This is a genomic window from Pseudomonas phytophila (genome assembly GCF_025643095.1).
Classification (GTDB): domain Bacteria; phylum Pseudomonadota; class Gammaproteobacteria; order Pseudomonadales; family Pseudomonadaceae; genus Aquipseudomonas; species Aquipseudomonas quasicaspiana.
Genome location: NZ_CP081201.1, coordinates 54,928 through 78,116, shown reverse-complemented (window position 1 = coordinate 78,116; position 23,189 = coordinate 54,928). Strand labels below are relative to the sequence as shown.

Annotated in this window: 22 protein-coding genes; 9 read left to right on the top strand and 13 right to left on the bottom strand. The window is 57.4% G+C overall.

What is annotated here, in order from left to right:
- Window positions 1-36 precede the first annotated feature (36 nt).
- Window positions 37-810, top strand: coding sequence for a MetQ/NlpA family ABC transporter substrate-binding protein (locus K3169_RS00380; protein WP_231674840.1), 774 nt, complete (start codon window positions 37-39; stop codon window positions 808-810).
- A 154-nt stretch (window positions 811-964) separates the two neighbouring features.
- On the opposite strand, the gene K3169_RS00375 is transcribed toward K3169_RS00380, so the two are convergent.
- Together K3169_RS00375 and K3169_RS00370 are read right to left on the bottom strand one after the other, a co-directional pair.
- Window positions 965-1,597: an SCO family protein gene (locus K3169_RS00375; RefSeq protein WP_231665505.1), complete on the bottom strand. Its 633-nt coding sequence runs from the start codon at window positions 1,595-1,597 to the stop codon at window positions 965-967.
- Window positions 1,598-1,707: 110 nt separating this feature from the next.
- Window positions 1,708-2,253 carry a cytochrome c oxidase assembly protein gene (locus K3169_RS00370; protein WP_099270347.1) on the bottom strand — a complete coding sequence of 182 codons (546 nt, stop codon included), beginning with the start codon at window positions 2,251-2,253 and terminating at the stop codon, window positions 1,708-1,710.
- 358 nt (window positions 2,254-2,611) lie between these two features.
- Between K3169_RS00370 and K3169_RS00365 the strand changes: the two genes are divergently transcribed.
- Entirely contained in the window at window positions 2,612-3,256 is a 645-nt protein-coding gene (locus K3169_RS00365; protein ID WP_027897974.1) for a hypothetical protein, read from the top strand.
- Window positions 3,257-3,384: 128 nt separating this feature from the next.
- On the opposite strand, the gene K3169_RS00360 is transcribed toward K3169_RS00365, so the two are convergent.
- The 4 genes from K3169_RS00360 to K3169_RS00345 form a co-directional block, all read right to left on the bottom strand.
- The gene (locus tag K3169_RS00360; RefSeq protein ID WP_231674843.1) at window positions 3,385-4,923 is read right to left on the bottom strand and encodes a SulP family inorganic anion transporter; all 1,539 of its coding nucleotides are present in this window, start codon (window positions 4,921-4,923) and stop codon (window positions 3,385-3,387) included.
- Between the two features lie 92 nt (window positions 4,924-5,015).
- Entirely contained in the window at window positions 5,016-5,747 is a 732-nt protein-coding gene (locus K3169_RS00355; RefSeq protein WP_027898489.1) for a carbonic anhydrase, read from the bottom strand.
- Between the two features lie 215 nt (window positions 5,748-5,962).
- The gene (locus K3169_RS00350) at window positions 5,963-7,162 is read right to left on the bottom strand and encodes an aromatic amino acid transaminase (protein ID WP_231674844.1); all 1,200 of its coding nucleotides are present in this window, start codon (window positions 7,160-7,162) and stop codon (window positions 5,963-5,965) included.
- Between the two features lie 220 nt (window positions 7,163-7,382).
- Window positions 7,383-7,847, bottom strand: a complete 465-nt coding sequence (locus K3169_RS00345; protein ID WP_027898491.1) for an Lrp/AsnC family transcriptional regulator — start codon at window positions 7,845-7,847, stop codon at window positions 7,383-7,385.
- 215 nt (window positions 7,848-8,062) lie between these two features.
- Between K3169_RS00345 and K3169_RS00340 the strand changes: the two genes are divergently transcribed.
- Window positions 8,063-9,436 carry an amino acid permease gene (locus K3169_RS00340; RefSeq protein WP_122806525.1) on the top strand — a complete coding sequence of 458 codons (1,374 nt, stop codon included), beginning with the start codon at window positions 8,063-8,065 and terminating at the stop codon, window positions 9,434-9,436.
- A 165-nt stretch (window positions 9,437-9,601) separates the two neighbouring features.
- Here the strand turns inward: K3169_RS00340 and K3169_RS00335 are convergent, their stop codons facing one another.
- From K3169_RS00335 to prlC, 3 genes are all read right to left on the bottom strand, one after another.
- Window positions 9,602-10,660 (bottom strand): PA0069 family radical SAM protein, encoded by a 1,059-nt coding sequence (locus K3169_RS00335; RefSeq protein ID WP_122396918.1) that lies wholly within the window; start codon window positions 10,658-10,660, stop codon window positions 9,602-9,604.
- 177 nt (window positions 10,661-10,837) lie between these two features.
- Window positions 10,838-11,125: a YheV family putative zinc ribbon protein gene (locus K3169_RS00330; RefSeq protein WP_263269448.1), complete on the bottom strand. Its 288-nt coding sequence runs from the start codon at window positions 11,123-11,125 to the stop codon at window positions 10,838-10,840.
- Entirely contained in the window at window positions 11,122-13,209 is a 2,088-nt protein-coding gene (prlC, locus tag K3169_RS00325) for an oligopeptidase A (protein WP_255880584.1), read from the bottom strand. The genes K3169_RS00330 and prlC overlap by 4 nt, the downstream gene beginning before the upstream one ends.
- Before the next feature lie 54 nt (window positions 13,210-13,263).
- Here prlC and K3169_RS00320 point away from each other — a divergent pair, with 54 nt between their 5' ends.
- From K3169_RS00320 to K3169_RS00310, 3 genes are all read left to right on the top strand, one after another.
- Entirely contained in the window at window positions 13,264-13,812 is a 549-nt protein-coding gene (locus K3169_RS00320; RefSeq protein ID WP_099270230.1) for a gamma carbonic anhydrase family protein, read from the top strand.
- A gap of 132 nt (window positions 13,813-13,944) precedes the next feature.
- Window positions 13,945-14,595, top strand: coding sequence for an HAD family hydrolase (locus tag K3169_RS00315; RefSeq protein WP_263269444.1), 651 nt, complete (start codon window positions 13,945-13,947; stop codon window positions 14,593-14,595).
- Between the two features lie 178 nt (window positions 14,596-14,773).
- Window positions 14,774-16,717, top strand: coding sequence for an acetyl-CoA hydrolase/transferase C-terminal domain-containing protein (locus tag K3169_RS00310; protein WP_263269443.1), 1,944 nt, complete (start codon window positions 14,774-14,776; stop codon window positions 16,715-16,717).
- Window positions 16,718-17,105: 388 nt separating this feature from the next.
- On the opposite strand, the gene K3169_RS00305 is transcribed toward K3169_RS00310, so the two are convergent.
- On the bottom strand, window positions 17,106-17,990 hold the full coding sequence (locus K3169_RS00305) for an MBL fold metallo-hydrolase (RefSeq protein ID WP_027898499.1): 885 nt from the start codon (window positions 17,988-17,990) through the stop codon (window positions 17,106-17,108).
- A gap of 143 nt (window positions 17,991-18,133) precedes the next feature.
- Window positions 18,134-19,723, bottom strand: a complete 1,590-nt coding sequence (locus K3169_RS00300) for an ABC transporter substrate-binding protein (protein WP_122395709.1) — start codon at window positions 19,721-19,723, stop codon at window positions 18,134-18,136.
- A gap of 363 nt (window positions 19,724-20,086) precedes the next feature.
- Between K3169_RS00300 and rpmB the strand changes: the two genes are divergently transcribed.
- Both rpmB and rpmG read left to right on the top strand, forming a co-directional pair.
- The gene (gene rpmB / locus K3169_RS00295; protein ID WP_007920377.1) at window positions 20,087-20,320 is read left to right on the top strand and encodes a 50S ribosomal protein L28; all 234 of its coding nucleotides are present in this window, start codon (window positions 20,087-20,089) and stop codon (window positions 20,318-20,320) included.
- Between the two features lie 11 nt (window positions 20,321-20,331).
- A complete protein-coding gene (gene rpmG, locus K3169_RS00290; RefSeq protein WP_007894709.1) occupies window positions 20,332-20,487 on the top strand; it encodes a 50S ribosomal protein L33 in 156 nt (51 codons plus the stop codon).
- A 95-nt stretch (window positions 20,488-20,582) separates the two neighbouring features.
- On the opposite strand, the gene K3169_RS00285 is transcribed toward rpmG, so the two are convergent.
- Window positions 20,583-20,786, bottom strand: coding sequence for a hypothetical protein (locus K3169_RS00285; protein WP_122395708.1), 204 nt, complete (start codon window positions 20,784-20,786; stop codon window positions 20,583-20,585).
- 84 nt (window positions 20,787-20,870) lie between these two features.
- The gene (locus K3169_RS00280; protein ID WP_122395707.1) at window positions 20,871-21,233 is read right to left on the bottom strand and encodes a cupin domain-containing protein; all 363 of its coding nucleotides are present in this window, start codon (window positions 21,231-21,233) and stop codon (window positions 20,871-20,873) included.
- Between the two features lie 261 nt (window positions 21,234-21,494).
- Between K3169_RS00280 and K3169_RS00275 the strand changes: the two genes are divergently transcribed.
- The gene (locus tag K3169_RS00275; RefSeq protein ID WP_263269435.1) at window positions 21,495-22,988 is read left to right on the top strand and encodes an aldehyde dehydrogenase; all 1,494 of its coding nucleotides are present in this window, start codon (window positions 21,495-21,497) and stop codon (window positions 22,986-22,988) included.
- Window positions 22,989-23,189: the final 201 nt, after the last annotated feature.

Below are 23,189 nucleotides of genomic sequence, written 5' to 3'. Positions count from 1 at the left end.
CCCGCCAGATTGGCGGGCTCTCAAAGGAGTTGATGTATGAAGAAGCTGTTGGCCGTATTTGCTGCTGTTGCTGCGTTGTCTGCACACGCTGATGAAACCCTGACCGTTGCGGCCAGTGCCGTACCGCATGCCGAGATTCTCGAATTCGTGAAGCCGACCCTGGCCAAAGAAGGCGTGGACCTGCAAATCAAGGTCTTCAATGACTACGTGCAGCCTAACGTGCAAGTCGAGCAGAAGCGCATGGACGCCAACTTCTTCCAGCACCAGCCGTACCTGGATGAGTTCAACAAAGGTAAAGGTACTGATCTGGTCAGCGTGGCCAAGGTTCACGTAGAGCCGTTTGGTGCCTACTCGGACAAGTACAAAACTCTGGCCGAGCTTCCGGACGGCGCCATGGTTGCGCTGCCTAATGACGCCACCAACGAAGGCCGCGCTTTCCTGTTGCTGGCCAAAGCCGGCTTGATCACCCTGAAAGACCCAACCAGCATCCTCGCCAAACCGAGTGACGTGCTGCAGAACCCGAAAAACCTTAAGTTCCGCGAGCTGGAAGCGGCTACGCTGCCACGCGTGCTGACTCAGGTAGACCTGGCGCTGATCAACACCAACTACGCGCTGACTGCCAAGCTTGATCCAACCAAGGACGCGCTGATCATCGAAGGCGCCGAATCGCCTTACGCCAACATTCTCGTGACGACTCAGGCCAACAAGGATGCGGACGCCATCAAGAAGCTGGTTGCTGCCCTGCAAAGCCCGGAAGTGAAAGCGTTCATCGCGGAGAAGTACAAAGGCGCAGTGGTTCCGGCTTTTTAAGCTGAATCACCGCACTTTCACGCTGCAAACATATGTGGGAGCAGAGCTTGCTCGCGATAAGGCTGGACTCGGCTCACTTTAGATCGCGTCCAGCCTTATCGCGAGCAAGCTCTGCTCCCACATAGGATTGCGCGGTGTCAGTAAACTCCGGTACTCACTCCCGCTCCAACAACCCCGGCAACTGCGCCAGCAGCTTCTGGTTGTTGAACGGCGCACGAATGAACCCACGCTGATTGCCGTCTGGCCCGAGCAACGCAAGGTTGCCGCTATGGTCCACGGTGTAGCCCGGTTTACTGGTATCGGCCGGAATAAACGGAATGCTTACTCCGTTGGCCAGCTTTTGAATATCCGGCACACTCCCCGTCAACCCCACGAAGTCTTTGTCGAAATATCCCAGATACTGTTTGAGCTGCTGCGGTGTGTCGCGATTGGGATCGACGCTGACCAGCACCACTCGCAATTTGCTCAACGTCTCCTGCGGTAGCTCGCTCTTGATCTGACGCAACTGGGCGAGAGTGGTGGGGCAGATGTCCGGGCAATAGGTGTAGCCGAAAAAAAACAGCGTCCACTTGTCCTTGAACCCGTTGACCTGCACTGGCTGGCCGTCCTGATTGGTCATGGTCAGGTCTGGCAGCTTGCGGCTTTGGGGCAGCAGAATAATCCCGGCATCGATCAAAGCGGTCTGGTCACTAGCGCTGTTGCCAGACAACGCACGATTGACGGCATAGCCCAAAATCAAAGCGACGAGGGCGACCAGGATGAAAACGGTTTTCTGGGTTCGAGTCATGAGATCAGCAGTAATGGGTCTTGTGGTGGCGGAGCGCAGATTGCAATGGCGTGCCACGTTACAGCACGGACGCCCGAATCAGGAAGAGACCACGATACCTCCAGCAACAGCTAGCCGCCGCTTTTCGAGGCAGGCGTTTTGCTGGAGGTCACGTTGAACAAGGTGTACCCCAGGGTTAGCTGTTCGATATCCTTCGGCAAGTCGTAGTCGACGATGAAACGAACCAGCATTTCGACACGTTCACCCGGCTGCAGCACTTGCTGGGTGAAGCAAAAGCATTCGGTCTTGTGAAAGTACGCCGCTGCGGAGCCTGGCGAGATGCTCGGCACTGCCTGAGCTGTCATGGGCTGGTCTGTGGGGTTCTGGGCGATGAACCACATGTCGTTAACAGCGCCGGGATGTACTTCCAGTTGATCGGCTTTAGGGTAAAAGCCCCACACCATGTTCACGGCATTGGACGACAGGAACTTCACCCGTACCTGACGGCTTTCATCGACCCGTTGCGAGCGCTGATCATCGCCAGCGTTGCCATGAATGCCCAATACCCGAGACGCACCATTGAACAGCGGAACAGCAGAAACGCCGAGAGCAAACATGACGATAATCACCAGCAGCAGGCGGACGATCTGGGACTTGGAAAAACGGGGGGCATTCATACCAATACAGTCAGCCTGGTGAAGGTGTAATACGCGCCATGAGTTGATGGACCGAGACGTCGCGACGCAGCCATGACTCCAGATGTCGAACAGCGCCCGATGACCATCAGCACTGCCAAAAACCGAGTATAGACAAGCACCGTAGGCGTGCAACGCGCTGGAAAAATCCGGAAAATGTCGGCCGCGAGTTGCCGCGTCAAAAATTTAAGAGGCAATAGTGGCGCAAATGGCGCTTTTAATAGCCAATACACATATATGTGAACCTGTTATGACAAAAACGTCTTAGCCTTTCGTTCAGGCAGGCTAACGTATGGTCTCCCCCTATCCGTACCCTGGTTTTCCATCCTCAGGAGCATTCATGAACACCGCCGCTTTGCGCGAGCAGATACAACGTGCGCATCAACACGAGGCCGAGACCGGCCAGTTATTGCGTCAACTTGAAACTCAGTTACCGCACCTGCACCCTGCCATTCATCTGCCGGAAGTCGATGCGCGCGGCGTGCTGACGCGTTTTGTCACCGCCTATATCGATCTGGTGCCGGACTTGCTGGACGCGGCTCATGAGGTTGCCGTTGAAGCGGGCATCGAAGGGCAGATCAAACCGGTGCTGAAAATCGCCGAGCACTTCTTCACAGCACCACCCGCCATCATGGACGGCCACGAGGGCCTCGACAGCCTGCTGGATGAAGCCTATTTGGCGCATCGTCTGGTTGAGGAAGTGAATGATCTATACATCAAGCATTTCGCCCGCCCGCTGATCCCGTCCAATACCGTGGTCGCCAGCGTTATCGCCCACCAATTGATTGGTGAGTCGTTCGCCAACCAGTTGGACGAAGCGGTGCATCACGCTGTCGATCAGTTGCTTGATGAGGAAAGCTTTGAGCTGGAATCCGTGGAAGCCTACCGCGACCGCCTGAGCAGCCCGGACACCGAAGCCGCATGGAAACGCTGGCCGTGCCTGTCGCGCCAGCTGGGGCTTGGGCTGGCCCTGGATAGAGGTTAAGAGTTACCCGCAATACCGGGTGCCCCCCTGTGGGAGCGAGGCTTGCCCGCGATAAGAGCACCGCAGATTCTCGGTGAATCGCGTCTGGCCTTATCGCAGACAAGCCTCGCTCCAACAATCAACCCACATTAGCTTTGCGAAGCAGCTGACCCGATCCCGGTAGTTGTCGTCAACCGACCTTCCAGCCTGCGCTTCAATCTCCGTGGCTCGATGATCAAACGCGAGCCCTGAGCAGCGTTGGCGCGGCCCCATTCTTCCAGCAGTTCAAGGCAGGAATGGTCGATGTAGCTCAGGTTGCTCATCGGCACATAAACCTTGCTGCCCGCCGGAATAGTCTCCATCACCTTGGTCAGCGCCGGGACTTTCAGGAAGGTAGCGGAGCCGACCATGCGCAACTCGAACTCGCCTTCAACGTCGGTGGGCACCAGGTTGATTTTCAAACGCGCAGCTTGCAGCGCCAGTTTGACCAGGGTCAGACCGAAACCGACCAGCACACCTGTCAGCAGATCGGTGAAGATGATCGCCGCAGCGGTAGCCGCGTAGGTGAACATCGGCATCCGGCCATAACGGCCCAAGCCACGAAACGCCTTGAGGTCCACCAGTTTGCAACCGGTGTACACCAACACACCCGCCAGACTCGCCACCGGAATGCTTTGCAGCACGCTGGACAGCAGCAACACGAACGCCAGCAACCACAGGCCGTGGAACATCGCCGACATACGTGTCTTGGCACCTGCCTGAACGTTGGCGGAGCTGCGCACGATCACGCCCGTCATCGGCAATGCGCCTACCAGACCGCACAGCACGTTGCCGACGCCCTGAGCACTCAGCTCTTTATCGAAGTCCGAGCGCTGTCCGTCATGCATCCGGTCTACTGCGGCTGCCGAGAGCAAGGTTTCGGCACTGGCGATAAAAGCGACCGCAAAGGCAGCAATCAGAATCGCTGGATCAGCAAGGTTCATCAGGTCGGCAGGACGCAACCAGTCGATGGCTTCAGCCAGGTTATCCGGCACTTCCACACGCTTTACCTGCATCACTAAAGCGATACTGGCAAAGGTTGCCAGGCCGACACCCAGCAGGGCGCCCGGAACGAAGCGCAGCGACTGAGGACGAAACTTGTCCCACACCCACATCACCAGAATCGTACCCAGACCGAGAGCTCCGGCCTGCATGCCGCTGCCCGGGCCGATCGCCTGAATCAGGGTAGAAGGGAAGGCAACGAGGTTATCCAGGCCGGACGGTTTGGGCCCGCCATCAAACATGACGTGCGCCTGAGAGAGCACGATCAGCACACCGATACCGGCGAGCATGCCGTAGACCACCGCCGGGGCTGTGACGCGGAACCAGCAACCGAGCTTGAAGCGCCCGGCAAGGATTTGCAGCACACCCGCCAGCAGCAGGATCGGACCGAGCATGGCCATGCCGTGCTCGCGGACCACCTCGAAGACCAAGACCGCAAGGCCTGCAGCCGGGCCGCTGACTTGCAGCGGTGAGCCTGCCAACCAACCCACCACCAGGCCGCCGATGATGCCGGTGATCAGTCCTTTGGCCGGTGGCATACCGGAAGCGATAGCGATCCCCATACACAGGGGCAATGCAACCAGAAAAACGACTACGGAAGCGAGAAGCTCTCTGGGCAAAACGGATTTCAATTGAGCGAGGCCCATGATGACTCTCCGGGATTCTTCAGACGTGACGACGCCTCACGGCGCGCTGGTAGCGCACCGTCAGGTGTCTGAACGAGGTGAAAGTCGCGTTTTTAGTAGCGAGACTTCGGCGTGGCAACCGGTGTCGGATGGTCGCCATCCAACTCCAGGAAACGACCTTTTTCGGCATCGTAGGCTTTGATGCCACAGGTTTCGATGTCGTACACCCAGCCATGGATGAACAACTCGCCGCTGGCCAGCTTCGACGCTACTGATGGGTGAGTACGCAAGTGTTGAAGTTGCGCGATGACGTTCTCTTCGGTGAGGACGTGCATCGTTTCTTTTTCGCCGGTGCAGCTGCAGTTGTCTTCAACCACAGTACGGGCGACCTCGGCGTGTCGCAGCCAGGCTTTGACCGTCGGCATTTTTTCCAGCGTGTGCGGGTTAAGTACAGCGCGCATGGCGCCGCAGTCGGAGTGGCCGCAGACGATGATGTGGTGCACACCCAACGCCATGACGGCGTATTCGATAGCGGTGGAAACACCGCCGTTCATAGGACCGTATGGCGGGACTACGTTACCGACGTTACGCGTCACGAACAGGTCGCCAGGCGAGCTGTTGGTGATGAGCTCCGGCACAATCCGGGAGTCGGCACAGGTAATGAACATGGCACGCGGCTGCTGGGCCGTTGCGAGTTTCTTGAACAGTTCTTCCTGCTCAGGAAAAACTTCAGAGCGAAAACGTTTGAAGCCTTCAACAATGTGAGCCAGCGCTACGTCGGAAGTTTCGGCCTCAGGCTTAACGTCTACCGACGTAGCTGAAACCTGCTTATCCATGTCACTCATGTCTAATCCTCTTTGACGGATTGATGTGGATTTATTGCTGCAACCCTAACAACAGGCATCGCGTCCAAATCCATTTGCCCGCGCCCAACGGGGTCGTGCAGATTTACAGGCTAACCGTCAAAACTTAACTGAAACTGAATGTAGCGCTCTGGATCAAGGGTTACAGCCCAACGGCACTAGTGGCATTTGAATGGCCTGCAACCCTGATTTTTCCGTTATCCCTCGCAAACGCTACTGAAAGCTTCGACAACCTTCGGCAGATTCTGCTCGTTCAGCCCGGCCATGCAAACCCGGCCACTGCTGATCAGATAAACGGCGTGCTCGTTTCTCAGTCGGTCAACCTGTGCACTGCTGAAACCTGTGTAACTGAACATGCCACTTTGCGTGAGGATATAGCTGAAGTCACGTTGTGGCATTTTTTCCTTGAGAGCGGCCACCAGTTTTACGCGCATGTCGATGATACGCAGACGCATGGCTTCCACTTCTGCGAGCCACTGGTTACGCAAAATTGGATCGTTAAGCACGGCGGACACTACCAGCGCGCCGTGTTTTGGCGGACTGGAGTAGTTACGGCGGACGGTGGCCTTGAGCTGGCCCAGGACTTTGTCAGCCATGGCTGCATCCGGGCACACGATAGACAAACCACCGACCCGCTCGCCGTACAGTGAGAAGATTTTCGAGAACGAGTTGCTGACCAGTACCGTCAGACCCGCATCAGCCATGGCTCGAATGGCGTAGGCATCTTCACTCATGCCAGCACCGAACCCCTGATAAGCAGTGTCCAGGAAAGGAATCAGCTTGCGCGCGCCGATCAGTTCAATGAGCTGATCCCACTGGGCAATCGTCAGGTCCGCGCCTGTCGGGTTGTGGCAGCACGGGTGCAGCAGCACGATGCTGTGCGCTGGCAACTTTTGCAGCGAGGCGAACATGGCGTCGAAATTCACGCCACCGGTCCCGGCATCGAAATACGGATACGTGTTGACCTTGAAGCCTGCGCCGCCGAACAACGCGTGATGGTTCTCCCACGTCGGATCGCTGACCCAGACTTGAGAGTCCGGATAAGCCGACTTCAGGAAGTCCGCGCCGACCTTCAATGCGCCCGAGCCGCCTACGGTCTGGATAGTTGCAATGCGTCCGGCCAGCAGAGCAGGGTGCTGCTCGCCGAACAACAAGGCCTGCACGCCCTGACGGTAAGGAGCAAGGCCTTCCATTGGCAGATACACGCAAGGAGGCTGCTTGCCCTCAAGTAGTGTGCTCTCGGCTTCTACTGCAGAAGCCAGACGCGGGATTTGCCCAAGGTCGTCGTAGTACAGACCGATACTGAGGTTGACCTTTTCGGTGTTGGGATCTTTTTGATAAGTATCCATCAACGACAGGATCGGATCACCGGCATAGGACTCAACGTGGGCAAACATGGCAGACAACTCCTGATGAAAAAGGTGGGCGCGACATAACGGGGTAAGCAAGCCTATGGGAAAACTCCATAGCTCACACAACAAGCGCGCATCCTACACAAAGCATGATGAACACGCATATAAAGCTTTCAGAATGCACAGATCGCGCAATCATTAAACAAAAAACGCACCAAGCGTGTACATAAAGCCAAAGAAACGAGTCAATACTGTGCGAAGCGCCTTAAGCGGTGGCTATATTGTTTTCCTTCAAACGCTCGAGCACTACTGAAGTCTTGAGATGCGAAACGCAGTTTGTCGCAGAAATCCTGCCCATCAGTTGATTGAGGCTGGCGAGATCGGCCACTGCGGTTTTCAGGTTGTAATCGGCATCGCCGGTGGTTTTGTACGCATCGATGATTGCAGCCTCGGTGCCGATGAACGCCTGAAAGCCTTCTGAATGCTCCGGTCGATGGCTGATCAACTTGACCTCGACCATCGCCACCACCTCCAGATTCATGGCCTGTGGGGCCAGCCGCGCATGGTAGCCAAGGATCAACTGCGCCTGCTCCAGAGCGATCCGACGCCGCGAACACTGGGACGCGGACAACCCGATCAGGTCACTGAGCTCCTGATTGGTCAGGCGCCCGTTGGCCTGTAACAGGGTCAGGATCTTCAAATCAAAATCGTCGATCTCGTTGACTTTCATGGTCGAGTAATCCGTCGGAATTCAAAGGCTTCGGACGCAAAGCCTAACAGTTTATGCTTGACGCTTGGCCAATGGCGGGTAGCCTGCGTCATCCTTTTGCAGCACCTGAAAAATCCAAAAGCTGTTGTGTGGCACCTGTTTTGCAAAATGCCACGTACAGCTCGCAATTGGCGGCTTGTATCCACTCGGTATCTTCACCTGGGTCAGAACCTTTTATGAACGAACAAAAATCTGCCGCTCACCTGCATCGCGGGCTCAAGAATCGGCATATCCAGCTGATCGCCCTGGGCGGCGCAATCGGCACCGGACTGTTCCTGGGCATTGCGCACACCATCAATATGGCCGGTCCGTCGGTCATCCTCGGTTACGCCATTGCGGGCATGATCGCGTTTTTCATCATGCGCCAGCTGGGTGAAATGGTGGTGGAAGAGCCTGTCGCGGGTACTTTCAGTCACTTCGCCAACCGTTACTGGGGTCGCTTCGCAGGTTTCATGTCGGGCTGGAATTACTGGGTACTTTACGTACTGGTGGGCATGGCCGAACTGACTGCGGTGGGCCAGTACGTGCAGTATTGGTGGCCTGAGACGCCAACCTGGGTGTCGGCGGCAATCTTCTTCGTGGCCATTAATCTGATCAACCTGACCAGCGTAAAGATCTTCGGCGAGATGGAGTTCTGGTTCTCCATGATCAAGATCGTCGCGATCATCAGCATGATCGTGTTCGGTGCCTGGCTGCTGGCCAGCGGCACCGGCGGGCCTGACGCAAGCGTCGCCAACCTCTGGCAGTACGGTGGCTTCTTCCCGAATGGCATCAGCGGGCTGGTGATGGCCATGGCCTTCATCATGTTCTCGTTCGGTGGTCTGGAGCTGGTCGGCATCACTGCTGCCGAGGCAGAAAACCCTAAGACCAGCATTCCAAAGGCAACCAATCAGGTGATCTACCGCATCCTGATTTTCTACGTCGGCGCGCTGGCCATCCTGCTCTCTCTGTACCCTTGGCAGAAAGTCGTGACTGGCGGCAGCCCGTTCGTGCTGATTTTCCACGCGCTGGACAGCAATCTGGTCGCCACCCTCCTGAATGTCGTGGTGCTGACCGCAGCGCTGTCGGTCTACAACAGCTGCGTTTACAGCAACAGCCGCATGCTCTTCGGTCTGGCCATGCAAGGCAATGCGCCCAAGGCCTTGCTCAAGGTGAACCGTCGCGGCGTGCCATTGCTGGCGCTGGGCGTATCGGCCACCGCCACCGGCCTGTGCGTGCTGATCAACTACCTGATGCCAGGTAAAGCCTTCGAACTGCTGATGGCACTGGTGGTGTCCGCACTGGTGTTGAACTGGGTGATCATCAGCATTACCCACTTGAAATTCCGCAAGGCCAAGCGCGAAGCGGGTGAAACCACTGAATACCAAAGCTGGGGCTACCCGCTGACCAACTACGTGTGCCTGGTATTCCTGCTGGGCATTCTGGTGATCATGTACTTCACGCCCGGTATTTCGCTGTCGGTGTTCCTGCTTCCAGCGTGGTTGATTGTTCTGGGGGTGGCTTACCGGATCAAGATGCGTAAGGCGAAGGCATTGACGGCGAGGGTCTGAGCTGAAATCGCATAAGTCTTGAGTTGCAATGCAGCCATTGTGGGAGCTGAGCTTGCTCGCGATAAACGATAACGCGGTGCGTCTTCTGGCCGTGTCTCATGTATCGCGAGCAAGCTCAGCTCCCACAGGGGATGGCATTCCAATCCGCTATTGCGCCAACTCTCGCTACAACAACGACATCTGCCCACCCGGTGGGCAGAATGCCTCGCAATCCAGGTTGAAGCTTTCCCGCTGGTTAAGCCCCAGCCGCTTGATCGCCATGCGATAGCGCTGCGCCAACAGGTCAGCAAACGGGCCTTCGCCACGCATTCGCACGCCAAAACGGCTGTCGTAAACCTCACCGCCACGCACTTGTCTGACCAGACTCATCACATGCTCGGCCCGTTGCGGGTAGTGCGCCTGTAGCCATTCTTCAAATAGCGGCGCAACTTCCAGCGGCAGGCGCAGCATCACGTAGCTGGCACTCAAGGCCCCAGCAGCCTTGGCTTCGCTGAGCATGGCTTCCAGTTCCATGTCGTTGATCATCGGGATGATCGGCGCGCACAACACGCCCACCGGCACCCCCGCATCGCGTAGCACCCGAATCGCTCGCAGCCTCGCTTTGGGCGCAGCGGCGCGCGGCTCCAGAATGCGTTTGAGTTCGTCGTCCAGCGTAGTCAGGCTGATGAACACCGAGATCAGATTCTGTTTCGCAAGTTCGGCCAGCAGGTCCAGATCCCGGAGGATCAACGACCCTTTGGTAATGATCGTCACCGGATGGCGATAACGCAGCAGCACTTCGAGCACCGCCCGGGTGATTTTGTACTCGCGCTCGATGGGCTGATACGGATCGGTGTTAGCCCCCAGAGTAATCGGCGCGCAGCGATAACCCGGTTTCGACAACTGCTGTTCGAGCACAGCAGCGGCGTTGGTTTTAGCGATCAGCTTCGTTTCGAAATCCAGGCCCGGCGACATGTCCCAATAGGCATGACTGGGCCGTGCATAGCAGTAAATACAACCGTGCTCACAACCGCGATACGGGTTGATCGAGCGATCAAAGGGAATGTCAGGCGAGGTGTTGCGCGTGATGATGCTTTTGGCCGTTTCGCTGGTGACCTGTGTGCCTTGGGTCAACGGCACTTCCTGATACCAGCCGTCGTCCTCAGCCAATGAACGGCTGGGCGCGAAGCGATTATGCGGGTTGCTGGCCGTGCCCCGGCCGCGAGGCGGGAAAATCAGGGACATGGGGGCTCCTCCTATAACTGTATGTGCATACAGTACAAGATATACCCCTTAGATCCCTAGCTTGCCCGATAGAAGGCGCAACACCGGTAGGAGCGAACTTGTTCGCGAGACGATATTTCTGCATGCACAGGAACATCGCCTCGCGAACAAGTTCGCTCCTACCGGTAGTGAGTCACTTCAATCCAAATCAACCGGCTTTTTCAGCTTCGGATTCGGGAAAAACTGCACCCCCTGTACATTCGGATCGATAGCCTTGACCGCGATCTTGTTGACGCGCGTGCCCAGCTCCTTGGGTACCGAATTACCCTGCTCGTTGAGGGTGTCGCTGTAACCGCAGCCCACGCACTCACGATGAGGAACGTCGTTTTCGCTCCACATCATGAGTTTGTCGGGCTCGCTGCACGCCGGGCAGACAGCCCCGGCGATGAAGCGCTTCTTGGTAATGATTACCGGTGTATCGGTCATGCTGCCGCATCCTCACTCAGGCCACTGTGGCGCAAGAGTGCGTCAATCGACGGCTCACGTCCGCGGAAGTCGACGAACAGCACCATCGGCGCCTGGGAACCGCCGCGAGCCAGGATCGCTTCACGGAAGGCGCGACCGGTCTCGGCATTGAGGACACCGTCTTCTTCGAACTTCGAGAACGCGTCAGCGGACAGCACTTCAGCCCACTTGTAGCTGTAGTAACCCGCGGCGTAACCGCCTGCGAAGATGTGCGCGAAGCTGTTCGGGAAGCGGTTGTAAGCAGGCGGACGCATCACCGACACTTCGTCGCGAACGCCATCCAGCACTTGCGCCACGCTGCGGCCGTCGCCGTGAGTGGCATGCAGCTCGAAGTCGAACAGCGAGAACTCCAACTGACGAACCATCATCAGCCCGGACTGGAAATTCTTGGCAGCGAGCATTTTTTCCAGCAGGTCCTGTGGCAACGCTTCGCCAGTCTGGTAATGACCGGAAATCAGCGCCAGACCTTCCGGCTCCCAGCACCAGTTCTCCATGAACTGGCTTGGCAGCTCGACGGCATCCCACGCCACGCCGTTGATGCCGGACACACCAGCGTGCTCGACGCGTGTCAGCAGGTGATGCAGACCGTGGCCGAACTCGTGGAACAGGGTGGTGACTTCATCGTGGGTCAGCAATGCAGGCTGACCCGGCGAGGCTGGAGTGAAGTTGCAGACCAGATTCGCCACCGGGCTCTGCAATTGACCTTCGGCAGTACGGCGACGGTCGCGAGCGCCGTCCATCCACGCACCACCGCGCTTGTTGGCGCGGGCATACAGGTCGAAGAAGAAACGCCCGACGTGCTGACCGTTTTCCTTGATCTCGAACAGGCGTACGTCTGGATGCCAGGTATCGAAGCCTTTCTGCTCGGCGATTTCGATGCCGTACAGACGCTGGACAATGGCAAACAGGCCGCCCAGCACTTTGTCGATCGGGAAGTAGGCACGCAACGCTTCCTGAGAAACGCTGTAGCGCTGCTCACGCAGTTTCTCGCCATAAAAGCCGCTGTCCCAGCTTTGCAGGTCCGGGCAGCCTTGCTCGGCGGCGTAGGCCTTGAGCTGTTCCAGATCCTGAGCGGCAAAAGGCTTGCTGCGCTTGGCCAGATCACGCAGGAAGGTCAGCACCTGATCGCTGGATTCAGCCATCTTGGTGGCCAGACTCAGCTCGGAGAAGCTCGAAAAGCCCAACAGCTGAGCCAGTTCCTGACGCAAGTCGAGGATCTGCTCCATCACCGGGCCGTTGTCGTTCTTGCCCGCATTCGGGCCCTGATCAGACGCACGGGTGCAGTACGCCGCGTAGACTTCTTCGCGCAGGGCGCGGTCTTCGGCGTAGGTCATCACCGCGTAATAGCTCGGGAATTCCAGAGTGATCAGGAAGCCTTCCAGATCCTTGGCCTTGGCGGCGGCCGCCATTTGTTGCTTGGCCGACTCGGTCAACCCTTTCAGAGCTGCTTCATCAGTGACCAGTTTGGTCCAGGCCTGAGTGGCGTCGAGCAACTGGTTGGAAAACTGGCTGCCCAGCTCCGACAATTTGCTCTGCACTTCGGCGTAGCGCTTCTGTTGTTCTGGCGGCAAGTCGATGCCCGACAGACGGAAGTCACGCAGCGATTGCTCGAGAATGGTTTTCTGCGCCACATCAAAACCAGCCGCTTCAGGGCTGTTGGCCAGTGCCTCAAACGCCTGGAACAGCTGGCGATTCTGGCCCATTTCAGTGGAGTAGGCACTCAACGCCGGCAGGCACGACTCGTAGGCTTCGCGCAGTTCGGCACTGTTGCACACGGCGTTCAGGTGGCTGACCGGGCTCCAGGCTGCGCCGAGGCGGTCATTGAGTTCGTCCATGGCCAATACAAGCCCGGCCCATGTAGGCTGCGAGCCTTGCTTGACGAGGATCTCGGCAATCGCTGCGCGGTTGTCGGCAAGAATCTGTTCAATGGCAGGTTTGACATGCTCGGCACGAATCGCCGAAAAAGGTGGCAGGTCGTAGGATTGCAGAAGAGGGTTGTTCGCGCTCACGGTTTTGCACCTTGGCTGGAAGAAACACCCACGCATCTTAATTACAATCGGCGCGGTCCGCAGCTATCAGCGCCAAAGAAGGGGACTATCGTGGCGATTCGCACGTTCCAGAACCACACGCCAACGCTTGGCGACCGGGCTTTTGTCGATCATTCGGCCGTTGTCCTTGGCGATGTCGAAATCGGTGCTGACAGCTCGGTCTGGCCGCTGACCGTGATTCGCGGTGACATGCACCGCATCCGTATCGGCGCGCGCACCAGCGTGCAGGACGGCAGCGTGCTGCACATTACCCACGCCGGGCCGTTCAACCCGGACGGCTTTCCGCTACTGATTGGCGATGAAGTCACCATCGGCCACAAAGTCATGCTGCACGGCTGTGTCATCGGCAATCGCATTCTGATCGGCATGGGCAGCACGATCATGGACGGCGCAGTGGTTGAAGACGAAGTGATCATTGGCGCAGGCAGTCTGGTGCCGCCGGGCAAAGTACTGGAAAGTGGTTTTCTTTACGTCGGCCGCCCGGTGAAACAGGTCCGGGCGTTGACCGAGAAGGAGATCGCCTTCTTTCCGTACAGCGCGGCTAATTACGTGAAGCTTAAGGATCTGCATCTGGCGGAAGGTTTTGATCAGCCTTGTTGAATCGCCACATGCCACGGTAGGAGCGAACTTGTTCGCGAGAATTTGTGTCAGGCCCGACGCCTCGCGAACAAGTTCGCTCCTACTATTGATGCCGCAAGACAGCTAATCCCGAAAAACCCCATGGGAGTTTGCATGCATTACCAAAACATCCTGTTCGACCTGGATGGCACCCTGACCGATCCGCGCCAAGGGATAACCAAGTCAATCCAGTTCGCCCTGAAGCAACTGGGGATCGATGAGCCGGACCTGGCACAACTGGAGCACTTCATCGGCCCTCCGCTGTTGCAGCAGTTCATGCATCAATACGGCTTTGACGAAGCCAGGGCCTGGGAAGCGGTGGGCTTCTATCGCCAACGCTTCAAGGTCACCGGGCTGTACGAAAACTTGGTGTTCGATGGCATCTTTGAACTGTTGGATGAGCTGGTCGATCAAGGTCGACATTTGTATATCGCGACGTCCAAGCCGTGGGTATTCGCCCATGAAATCGCTCGGCATTTCGACTTTGCCCGGCATTTCAAAATGATCTACGGCAGCGAACTGGACGGCACCCGCACCGATAAGGTCGAACTGATCGCGCATTTGATGGCGACAGAAAAGCTCGATCCGCAGCAGACCCTGATGATCGGCGACCGCAAACACGACCTGATCGGCGGCCTGCGCAATGGGCTGGATGTGGCTGCGGTGGGCTATGGTTTTGGTAGTCATGAGGAATTGCAGGCTGAGTCGCCGACGTATCACTTTGCAACGCTGGCGGAGCTGCATAAGGCATTTCTGAATAAATGACCTGTGGGAGCGTGGCTTGCCCGCGATAAGGCTGCACTCGATTCCAGATAAAAACCGTAGCGCCCCTATCGCGGGCAAGCACCGCTCCCACGTAGGGCCACATTCCAGCGCGCCAATGCAGCAAAACCCGCACACCCCCGGTCCAAGCTCCATCTAATAACAAGCCTTGGAGGACCCGATGCCGCAGTCCAGCTCCATTGATCAAGCGGTCGCTCATGTCATCGCCCGGTTGCCAGCGCATATCCACATGGGCATTCCATTGGGTCTGGGTAAGCCGAATCGGTTCGTCAACGCGCTGTATGAGCGGATCAAGCAAATGCCCGAGCGGCAATTGACGATCTATACGGCGTTAAGCCTGGGTCGCCCGCCCACCGGGGACGGCCTGCAAGGACGATTCCTGCAGCCGTTTCTGGACCGGATATTTGATGATTATCCCGAGCTGGAATTTCTCGCCGATCTGCACCATGACAGCCTTCCAGCCAACATCCGCGTGCAGCAGTTTTTCATGCAGCCGGGCAGCCTGCTGAACAGTGCGCCCGCCCAGCATGATTACATCAGCAGCAATTACAGCCATGCCGCACGTGACATCAACGCCGGTGGCTTGAATCTGGTCGCTCAACTGGTTGCCCGTGATGAACAACGGCCGGGCAAGTTAAGCCTGAGCTGCAACCCCGATGTCACCCTCGACTTGTTGCCCATGATTGCCAAGCGGCGCGCAGCCGGAGAAACCGTTTTGATGCTGGGCCAGGTTCATGCGGATCTGCCCTACATGCCGGGCGATTCGGAGCTGGATGCCGAGGACTTCGACTTTCTGATCGATGAGGAAGAGCGCAGCACATTGTTTTCCACGCCGAATATGCCGGTGGGCTTTCAGGATCATTTCATCGGCCTGCATGCCAGCACACTGGTACGCGATGGCGGCACCTTGCAGATCGGCATTGGCTCAATGGGCGATGCGCTGACTGCTGCGTTGCTGGCTCGTCAGGCCGATAACGACACTTATCGAGCGCTGCTGGCCGAACTGAACCTCAGCGACTGGCAAACCCTGATCGACCGTGAGGGCGGCGTCGAGCCCTTCGTTTCAGGGCTTTACGGCTGCAGCGAGATGTTCGTCAACGGTTTGCTGGTGCTGGTCGACGCCGGGATCATTCGCCGCAAGGTGTATCCCGATGCAACGCGTCAGCGCGAAGCCAATAACGGCACTCTCGACGAGTCGGCTTACACGGACGGCATCATGGTCCATGGCGGATTCTTCCTCGGACCGCAGAGTTTTTATCAGCGCTTGCGAGAGTTTTCCCTGGAGCGTCTCGGCGACTTCAACATGACTGCCATCAGCTATATCAACGAGCTGTATGGCGATGAACAGCTCAAGCGTCTGCAGCGACGCGATGCGCGGTTCATCAACAGTGCGTTCACCGTCACCCTCATGGGTGCCGCGGTGTCCGATCAACTGCAAGATGGCAGGGTAGTGAGTGGTGTCGGCGGCCAATACAACTTTGTGGCCCAGGCGCATGCACTGGAGGACGCCCGTTCGATTCTGATCCTGCGCAGCTGGCGTGAGTCTGGCGGCGAGACCAGTTCCAATATCGTCTGGGAATACGGCCACACCACCATTCCGCGTCACCTGCGGGATATCGTGGTCACCGAATACGGCATTGCCGACCTGCGCGGCAAGAATGATTCAGCGGTCATTGAAGCCATGCTCAATATCAGCGACTCACGCTTTCAGCCGGGCTTGATCGAACAGGCGCAAAGAGCGGGCAAGCTGCCCAAGGATTTCAAACTGGACCCGCGCTTCGCCCACAACACGGCCGAGCGCCTTCAAGCCATCGCTGATCAATATTCGCAACTGTTTCCCGAATACCCATTGGGTTGCGACTTCAACACCGAAGAGCGCGATCTGCTGCGGGCGCTGCACTGGCTGGAGAGCAAATTCAAGCTCACAGAGATCATCGAGCTGGGCAAAGCGACACTGGATGCGCCAGAGCCCGAGGCGTTCCCGGTGCATCTGGAGCGCATGCAGCTTGACCGGCCACAGGGGTTGAAAGAGGAGCTGTATCAGCGGTTGTTGTTGGCGGGGTTGCAGAACACGGCTCGGACTGATGCAGCGCCCGGCGTCTGACACGCCACCGTACCTGTCGGAGATTCAATGTTTGCCCGCAAGCGCTGATCCTCACCTTGTAGGACAGGCTTTAGCCGGGAGAACGGTGTTTCTGCCGAAGAAAATTTAGCGAACGTGCCGACGGCCTCCCGGCTGAAGCCGGTCCTATGTTGCACAGATCCTGTGGGAGCGAGGCTTGCCCGCGATAAGGGCGATCCGGTCCATCTGTCGAATCGCGGTGTCTGCATCGCGGGCAAGCCCGGCTCCCACATGAGATTGCGCTCTTCTGTTCAGGCGGGCTTGGTCTGGGCGGCATTGTGACGAGTCAGTCGCTGCGGTGCATCAGGCTTACCGGGTATCGTTCTTCGCGGGCAAGCCTCGCTCCAACAGGTGTCTACAAAGGTCGGGCTCACAGCGTATTCAGCGGAATCTTCAGGTAGCGCACGCCATTGTCTTCAGGCTCGGGAAGGTGGCCTGCCCGCATATTGATTTGCACGGATGGCAGGATCAGCACGGGCATTTCCAGCGTGGCATCCCGGGCTTCGCGCATCTGCACGAATTCGTTTTCATCGATGCCCTGGCGGATGTGGATATTGTCGGCGCGCTGTTCGGCCACCGTCGTCATGTACTGCAACTCGCGACCATCCGGCTGATAGTCGTGACACATGAACAAGCGCGTCGAATCGGGCAGGGCGAGGATTTTTTGGATTGATTGATACAGCGTTCGTGCATCCGCACCGGGGAAGTCACAGCGCGCCGTGCCGTAATCCGGCATGAACAGCGTATCCCCGACAAAAGCCACACTTTCGCCGCCAACGTCGAACACGTAGGTCATGCAGGCCGGAGTATGTCCTGGCGTGTGCATGGCCCGCGCTTCAAGGGTCCCGACGTTAAAGGTCGCACCATCACCCAGCAGCACATCGAACTGGCTGCCGTCCCGGGCGAAGCCACTCGGCGCATTGAACAACTCGCCGAACACGTTTTGCACCGCGGTGATGTGGCTGCCAATCGCGATTTTCGCGTTGAGCTTGTCTTTGAGATAAGCCGCTGCCGAAACATGATCGGCATGGACATGGGTCTCAAGGATCCATTGCACAGAGGCATTCAGCTCACGAACGCGGGCAATCAGCTGATCGGCGGATTCAGTGCGGGTGCGTCCCGATTTGGGATCGAAGTCGAGCACGCTGTCGATCAGCGCGCAGTGCCGGGTCTGGACGTCCATGACCAGATAACTGAGCGTTGATGTGTGGGTGTCGAACAGGCCTTCGATGTGAAGACGGTCGGCGATGATCATGGAGTCTCCGACAGTATGTGGGTTTGCTGTAGGAGCGCGCTTGCCCGCGATAAGGGCCGAAGGACCTTCAAACCCAATCGACAAATATCTGCGACAGCCGAATCGCCATCGCGGGCAAGCGCGCTCCTACGTTAAGTATCAATTTACTTCACCTGCACCTTGAAGAAGTCCTGACGACCAAACGGGCTGACCTGATAACCGCTGACATCTTTGCGGGTGATGACGGCTGCGGTTGGGTGTGCCAGTGGCAACCAGAGTGCCTGTTGCTGAATCTGCTGCTGAGCCTGGTGATACAGCTTGCTGCGCGCAGCCTGATCGCTGGTGGCTTTGCCGTCGCTGATCAGCTTGTCCAGCGTCGCATCACAATAGCGGGCGAAGTTGGTACCGGACTTCACGGCCGCGCAGGAGAACTGCGGCGTCAGGAAGTTATCCGGATCACCGTTGTCACCCGCCCAACCCATGAACAACAGGTCATGCTCGCCAGCCTTGGCGCGGCGGATCAGTTCGCCCCATTCGATGACTTTGATTTCAGCGTTGATGCCGACTTTAGCCAGGTCCGCCTGCAGCAACTGCGCGCCCAGGTTCGGATTGGGGTTGAGCAGGCTGCCACTCGGTCGGGTCCAGATAGTCGTTTTGAAACCGTCCTTCACGCCCGCCTTTGCCAGCAGCGCTTTAGCTTTGGCGACGTCAGGCTTATAGCCGGGCAGGTCTTTCGCGTAGCTCCAGGTGTTCGGCGGATACGGGCCATTGGCGGCTTCAGCGGTGCCTTCGAATACCGCTTTCAGGTAGCTGTCCTTGTCGAATGCCAGATTGACCGCTTGCCTCACTTCAGCCTTGTCGAACGGCGGGTGCTGGCTGTTGATCGCCAGAAACGCGGTCATGAACGCTTCGGTTTTTTCGATTTTCAGATTCGGATCTTTGGCGGCTTCCTGAATATCCAGCGGCTTGGGCGAAAGAGTGATCTGGCATTCGTTGCGACGAATACGCTGCAAACGCACATTGGCGTCCGGGGTGATTGCGTAGATCAATTTGTCGACGCCCGGCTTGCCCGCGAAATAATCCGCGTTGGCTTCGTAACGCACCACGGCATCTTTCTGGAAGCGTTCAAACACGAACGGCCCTGTACCAATCGGCTGGCTGTTGAGTTTTTCCGGAGTGCCCGCTTTGAGCAGTTGCGCGGTGTACTCGGCCGAGTAGATCGAGGCAAAGCCCATGCTCAGCGTCGCGAGGAACGTGGAGTCCGGATGATCAAGGGTAAAGCGCACAGTCAGCGGGTCAGGCGCGTCGATCTTCTTGATCAGCGCAGGCAACTGCATCGATTGAGCGTGGGGGAAGCCGCTCTGAGCAACCTTGTGCCATGGGTTTTGCGGGTCAAGCATGCGCTGGAAGCTGAACACCACGTCATCCGCGTTCAACTCGCGGCTGGGCGTGAAATAGTCGGTATGGTGAAACTTCACCCCCGGGCGCAATTTGAAGTCGTAGGTCAGGCCGTCAGGCGAAACGGTCCAGCTTTGCGCCAGGCTGGGCACCAGCTTGCCGCTCTGGGCGTCGAAATCCACCAGCCTGTTCATCAGCACGTCGGCGGAGGCATTGGTGGTGGTCAACGAGTTGTACTGCACCACGTCGAAGCCTTCCGGGCTGGCCTCAGTGCAGACGCTCAACGACGTCGCGGCGCTGGCCATTACCGGGAACAAAAGAGGAGCTAACAAAAACGGTATCGCAGCAAGACGCATGGCTATATTCCTGTCAGAAAGGGCCCCATCTGCTGGCGCAGTCTGGTAAGGGAGTTACCCTAGACCATGCTTGGACACAGAACAATGGTTACAACCCGACCGGCGGTAGATTTGCCAGCCCCCCCGCAAAGGCCTGACCACTGGGCTGAACGCGTTGCCTGATGTTGGGCTAAAGTGCTTTGCCTGTTGTGACACCAAACCCTTTCTGGTATAAAGCAGCGCTCTTTTCTAGGGGCCCGGTTCCTTCACTGTAGGTGTAGCCGGTAAGACCCTTAAAGAAACGCGGCGCCTGGCGCCAAATGACTGAGAGATTAAGCGGCCAACCCATGCCGGGTTGGGCATGAGGTTTTAGAGGGCTGAGGCATGTCGAGAGTATGTCAAGTTACCGGTAAGGGTCCGGTGACTGGGAATAACATTTCCCACGCAAACAACAAAACCCGTCGTCGTTTCCTGCCAAACCTGCAGCATCACCGCTTTTGGGTTGAAGAAGAGAAACGTTTTGTTCGTCTGCGCGTATCTGCTAAAGGCATGCGTATCATCGACAAGCGTGGCATCACTGTTGTGCTCGCTGAACTCCGTCGCGACGGCAAAATTTAAGGGAGAAGATCATGCGTGAATTGATCCGATTGATTTCTAGTGCTGGCACCGGTCATTTCTACACGACCGACAAGAACAAGCGCACCACTCCGGACAAAATCGAAATCAAAAAATTCGATCCGGTTGTTCGCAAGCACGTGATCTACAAAGAAGGCAAAATCAAGTAATTGATTTTTTTTCTTGTGAAAAAGGCCCGTATCTCACGATACGGGCCTTTTTTATTTGCATTTGAATCTGGCACCGAAGGTGCCCGACTCCTGGCTCAGCCAAAGCTGAAGCCCTGAACAAGGTTGGCGCCATCGACATCAACCGTTACGCGGTCGATGTCGAACTCTTTGGTCACGAAGTCCTTTGAACTGACAACGTGTTCACGGCCCGTCAACTCACTGATGTGAGTCTTGATGGTTGGCTCGTAACGGCTGCCGATCAGATACTGAAGCTGCTGAATGATCTCTTCATTGGTCATGAATTTATTCCTTTATAAAAGTTGAATGTCCTCCTTGGACGTCATCAGCATCCTCCACGCAAACTGATCATGTGCACTACATAGTTATACTTTCTGCTCAAACACCACATAGACCTTGCGGCAGTGCTCCAGCACCTCCCACGTGCCTTTAAAGCCTGCTGGAATCACAAAGCGATCTCCCGCACGCAGGGTTTTCGACCCGCCCGCGTCATCACGCAAAACCGAAACGCCCTGCACGATTTCACAGTATTCATGCTCGGTGTAGTTAACGGACCATTGGCCAACCTCACCCTCCCAGACGCCCGCGTTCATCTGTCCGCAAGGGCTGTTGTAGTGGTTGTAGATTGTCTGCTCCGGATCGCCCTTGAAGATTTTTTCCGGCGCCGGACGGTAACGTTCAGCTTCGGTGCTGGCTTCGCTGAAATCCACGATGCTGTCGATAGTCATTTCTTACCCTCGCGGTAGGTGCGTTGCTGGTTTGACGAAGCGCTGGGCCAATAGTGCCAAACGCTCGCGTCGCGATGTTGCATAAATCGAACAGGACAGCGCCATTCAGGCCCTGTATGTCAAAGATATTGGAAATCGCCAGATCACTGGTTTAGGGTGGTGAGTGCCGTTGCCCGGTGGCGGTGGATTGCAGATTGTTTGTTTTTTGCACAAATCTACCCACCAGGCACACCCTAATCGATACAAGCGGAGGACATACGCATGACCACCCTGACCCATGCTGACTGGGAAAAACGCGCCAAGGACCTGAAGATCGAAGGCCGCGCGTTCATCAATGGCGAATACTCCGACGCCGCTTCCGGTGAGACATTCGAATGCGTCAGCCCGGTCGATGGCCGCCTGCTGGCCAAAGTTGCCAGCTGTGACGCCGCCGACGCCCAGCGCGCCGTTGAAAGCGCCCGCAAGACATTCAATTCCGGCGTCTGGTCGCGACTGGCACCGACCAAGCGTAAAGCCGCCATGCTGCGCTTTGCCGCACTGATCAATAAAAACGTTGAAGAGCTGGCCCTGCTGGAAACCCTGGACATGGGCAAGCCGATCAGCGATTCGTACAGCATCGACATCCCTGGCGCCGCAAACGCGCTGAGCTGGAGTGGCGAGGCCATCGACAAGCTGTATGACGAAGTAGCTGCCACGCCTCATGACCAGCTTGGTCTGGTGACCCGCGAGCCTGTAGGCGTTGTGGCCGCCATCGTGCCGTGGAACTTCCCGTTGCTGATGGCGAGCTGGAAACTGGGCCCGGCGCTTTCCAGCGGTAACTCGGTCATCCTCAAGCCTTCGGAAAAGTCTCCGCTGACGGCCATTCGTATTGCCCAACTGGCGATCGAGGCAGGCATTCCGGCTGGCGTGCTCAATGTGCTGCTAGGTTATGGTCATACCGTGGGCAAGGCGCTGGCCCTGCACATGGATGTCGACACTGCGGTGTTCACTGGCTCGACGAAAATCGCCAAGCAGTTGCTGGTTTACTCCGGCGAATCGAACATGAAGCGCATCTGGCTGGAAGCGGGCGGCAAAAGCCCGAACATCGTCTTTGCCGACGCGCCTGACTTGCAGGCCGCCGCTGAATCCGCCGCCAGCGCTATCGCGTTTAACCAGGGCGAAGTCTGCACCGCAGGTTCGCGCCTGCTGGTGGAGCGTTCGATCAAGGACAAATTCCTGCCCATGGTCATCGAAGCGCTCAAGAGCTGGAAGCCGGGCAACCCGCTGGACCCGGCCACAACCGTTGGCGCGCTGGTCGACACTCAACAGATGAACACCGTGCTGTCTTACATCGAAGCAGGACATACCGACGGCGCAAAACTCGTGGTGGGCGGCAAGCGCATCTTGCAGGAAACCGGTGGTACTTATGTCGAGCCGACGATTTTCGACGGTGTGACCAATGCCATGAAAATCGCTCAGGAAGAAATCTTCGGCCCGGTTCTGTCGGTATTGACGTTTGATACAGCCGAGGAGGCGATTCAGATCGCCAACGACACGCCGTACGGCCTCGCTGCTGCCGTCTGGACTGCAAACCTGTCTAAGGCTCACCTGACCGCCAAAGCGTTGCGTGCGGGTAGCGTGTGGGTCAATCAGTACGATGGCGGTGACATGACCGCGCCATTTGGTGGCTTCAAGCAATCCGGCAACGGCCGCGACAAGTCGCTGCATGCGTTCGACAAGTACACCGAACTGAAATCGACGTGGATTAAGTTGTAACCGCCGTCGATTGGTCCGCAGGACCGGCTTTAACCGGTAGGGCAGCATTTCAGGCGAAGGAGATTCAGCGAATGTTCCGGCTGAAGCCGGTCCTACGAGATTGCCTGGATTCTGTGGGAGCAGAGCTTGCTCGCGATAAGAGCGCCGCGGATATCAGGAAAATCGCATCCGCGCCTATCGCGAGCAAGCTCAGCTCCCACA

Coding starts and splice junctions, on each gene's coding strand:
- K3169_RS00380 (WP_231674840.1), top strand. CDS start 37: ATGAAGAAGCTGTTGGCCGTATTTGCTGCTGTTGCTGCGTTGTCTGCA.
- K3169_RS00375 (WP_231665505.1), bottom strand. CDS start 1,597: ATGACTCGAACCCAGAAAACCGTTTTCATCCTGGTCGCCCTCGTCGCT.
- K3169_RS00370 (WP_099270347.1), bottom strand. CDS start 2,253: ATGAATGCCCCCCGTTTTTCCAAGTCCCAGATCGTCCGCCTGCTGCTG.
- K3169_RS00365 (WP_027897974.1), top strand. CDS start 2,612: ATGAACACCGCCGCTTTGCGCGAGCAGATACAACGTGCGCATCAACAC.
- K3169_RS00360 (WP_231674843.1), bottom strand. CDS start 4,923: ATGGGCCTCGCTCAATTGAAATCCGTTTTGCCCAGAGAGCTTCTCGCT.
- K3169_RS00355 (WP_027898489.1), bottom strand. CDS start 5,747: ATGAGTGACATGGATAAGCAGGTTTCAGCTACGTCGGTAGACGTTAAG.
- K3169_RS00350 (WP_231674844.1), bottom strand. CDS start 7,162: ATGTTTGCCCACGTTGAGTCCTATGCCGGTGATCCGATCCTGTCGTTG.
- K3169_RS00345 (WP_027898491.1), bottom strand. CDS start 7,847: ATGAAAGTCAACGAGATCGACGATTTTGATTTGAAGATCCTGACCCTG.
- K3169_RS00340 (WP_122806525.1), top strand. CDS start 8,063: ATGAACGAACAAAAATCTGCCGCTCACCTGCATCGCGGGCTCAAGAAT.
- K3169_RS00335 (WP_122396918.1), bottom strand. CDS start 10,660: ATGTCCCTGATTTTCCCGCCTCGCGGCCGGGGCACGGCCAGCAACCCG.
- K3169_RS00330 (WP_263269448.1), bottom strand. CDS start 11,125: ATGACCGATACACCGGTAATCATTACCAAGAAGCGCTTCATCGCCGGG.
- prlC (WP_255880584.1), bottom strand. CDS start 13,209: ATGCGTGGGTGTTTCTTCCAGCCAAGGTGCAAAACCGTGAGCGCGAAC.
- K3169_RS00315 (WP_263269444.1), top strand. CDS start 13,945: ATGCATTACCAAAACATCCTGTTCGACCTGGATGGCACCCTGACCGAT.
- K3169_RS00310 (WP_263269443.1), top strand. CDS start 14,774: ATGCCGCAGTCCAGCTCCATTGATCAAGCGGTCGCTCATGTCATCGCC.
- K3169_RS00305 (WP_027898499.1), bottom strand. CDS start 17,990: ATGATCATCGCCGACCGTCTTCACATCGAAGGCCTGTTCGACACCCAC.
- K3169_RS00300 (WP_122395709.1), bottom strand. CDS start 19,723: ATGCGTCTTGCTGCGATACCGTTTTTGTTAGCTCCTCTTTTGTTCCCG.
- rpmB (WP_007920377.1), top strand. CDS start 20,087: ATGTCGAGAGTATGTCAAGTTACCGGTAAGGGTCCGGTGACTGGGAAT.
- rpmG (WP_007894709.1), top strand. CDS start 20,332: ATGCGTGAATTGATCCGATTGATTTCTAGTGCTGGCACCGGTCATTTC.
- K3169_RS00285 (WP_122395708.1), bottom strand. CDS start 20,786: ATGACCAATGAAGAGATCATTCAGCAGCTTCAGTATCTGATCGGCAGC.
- K3169_RS00280 (WP_122395707.1), bottom strand. CDS start 21,233: ATGACTATCGACAGCATCGTGGATTTCAGCGAAGCCAGCACCGAAGCT.
- K3169_RS00275 (WP_263269435.1), top strand. CDS start 21,495: ATGACCACCCTGACCCATGCTGACTGGGAAAAACGCGCCAAGGACCTG.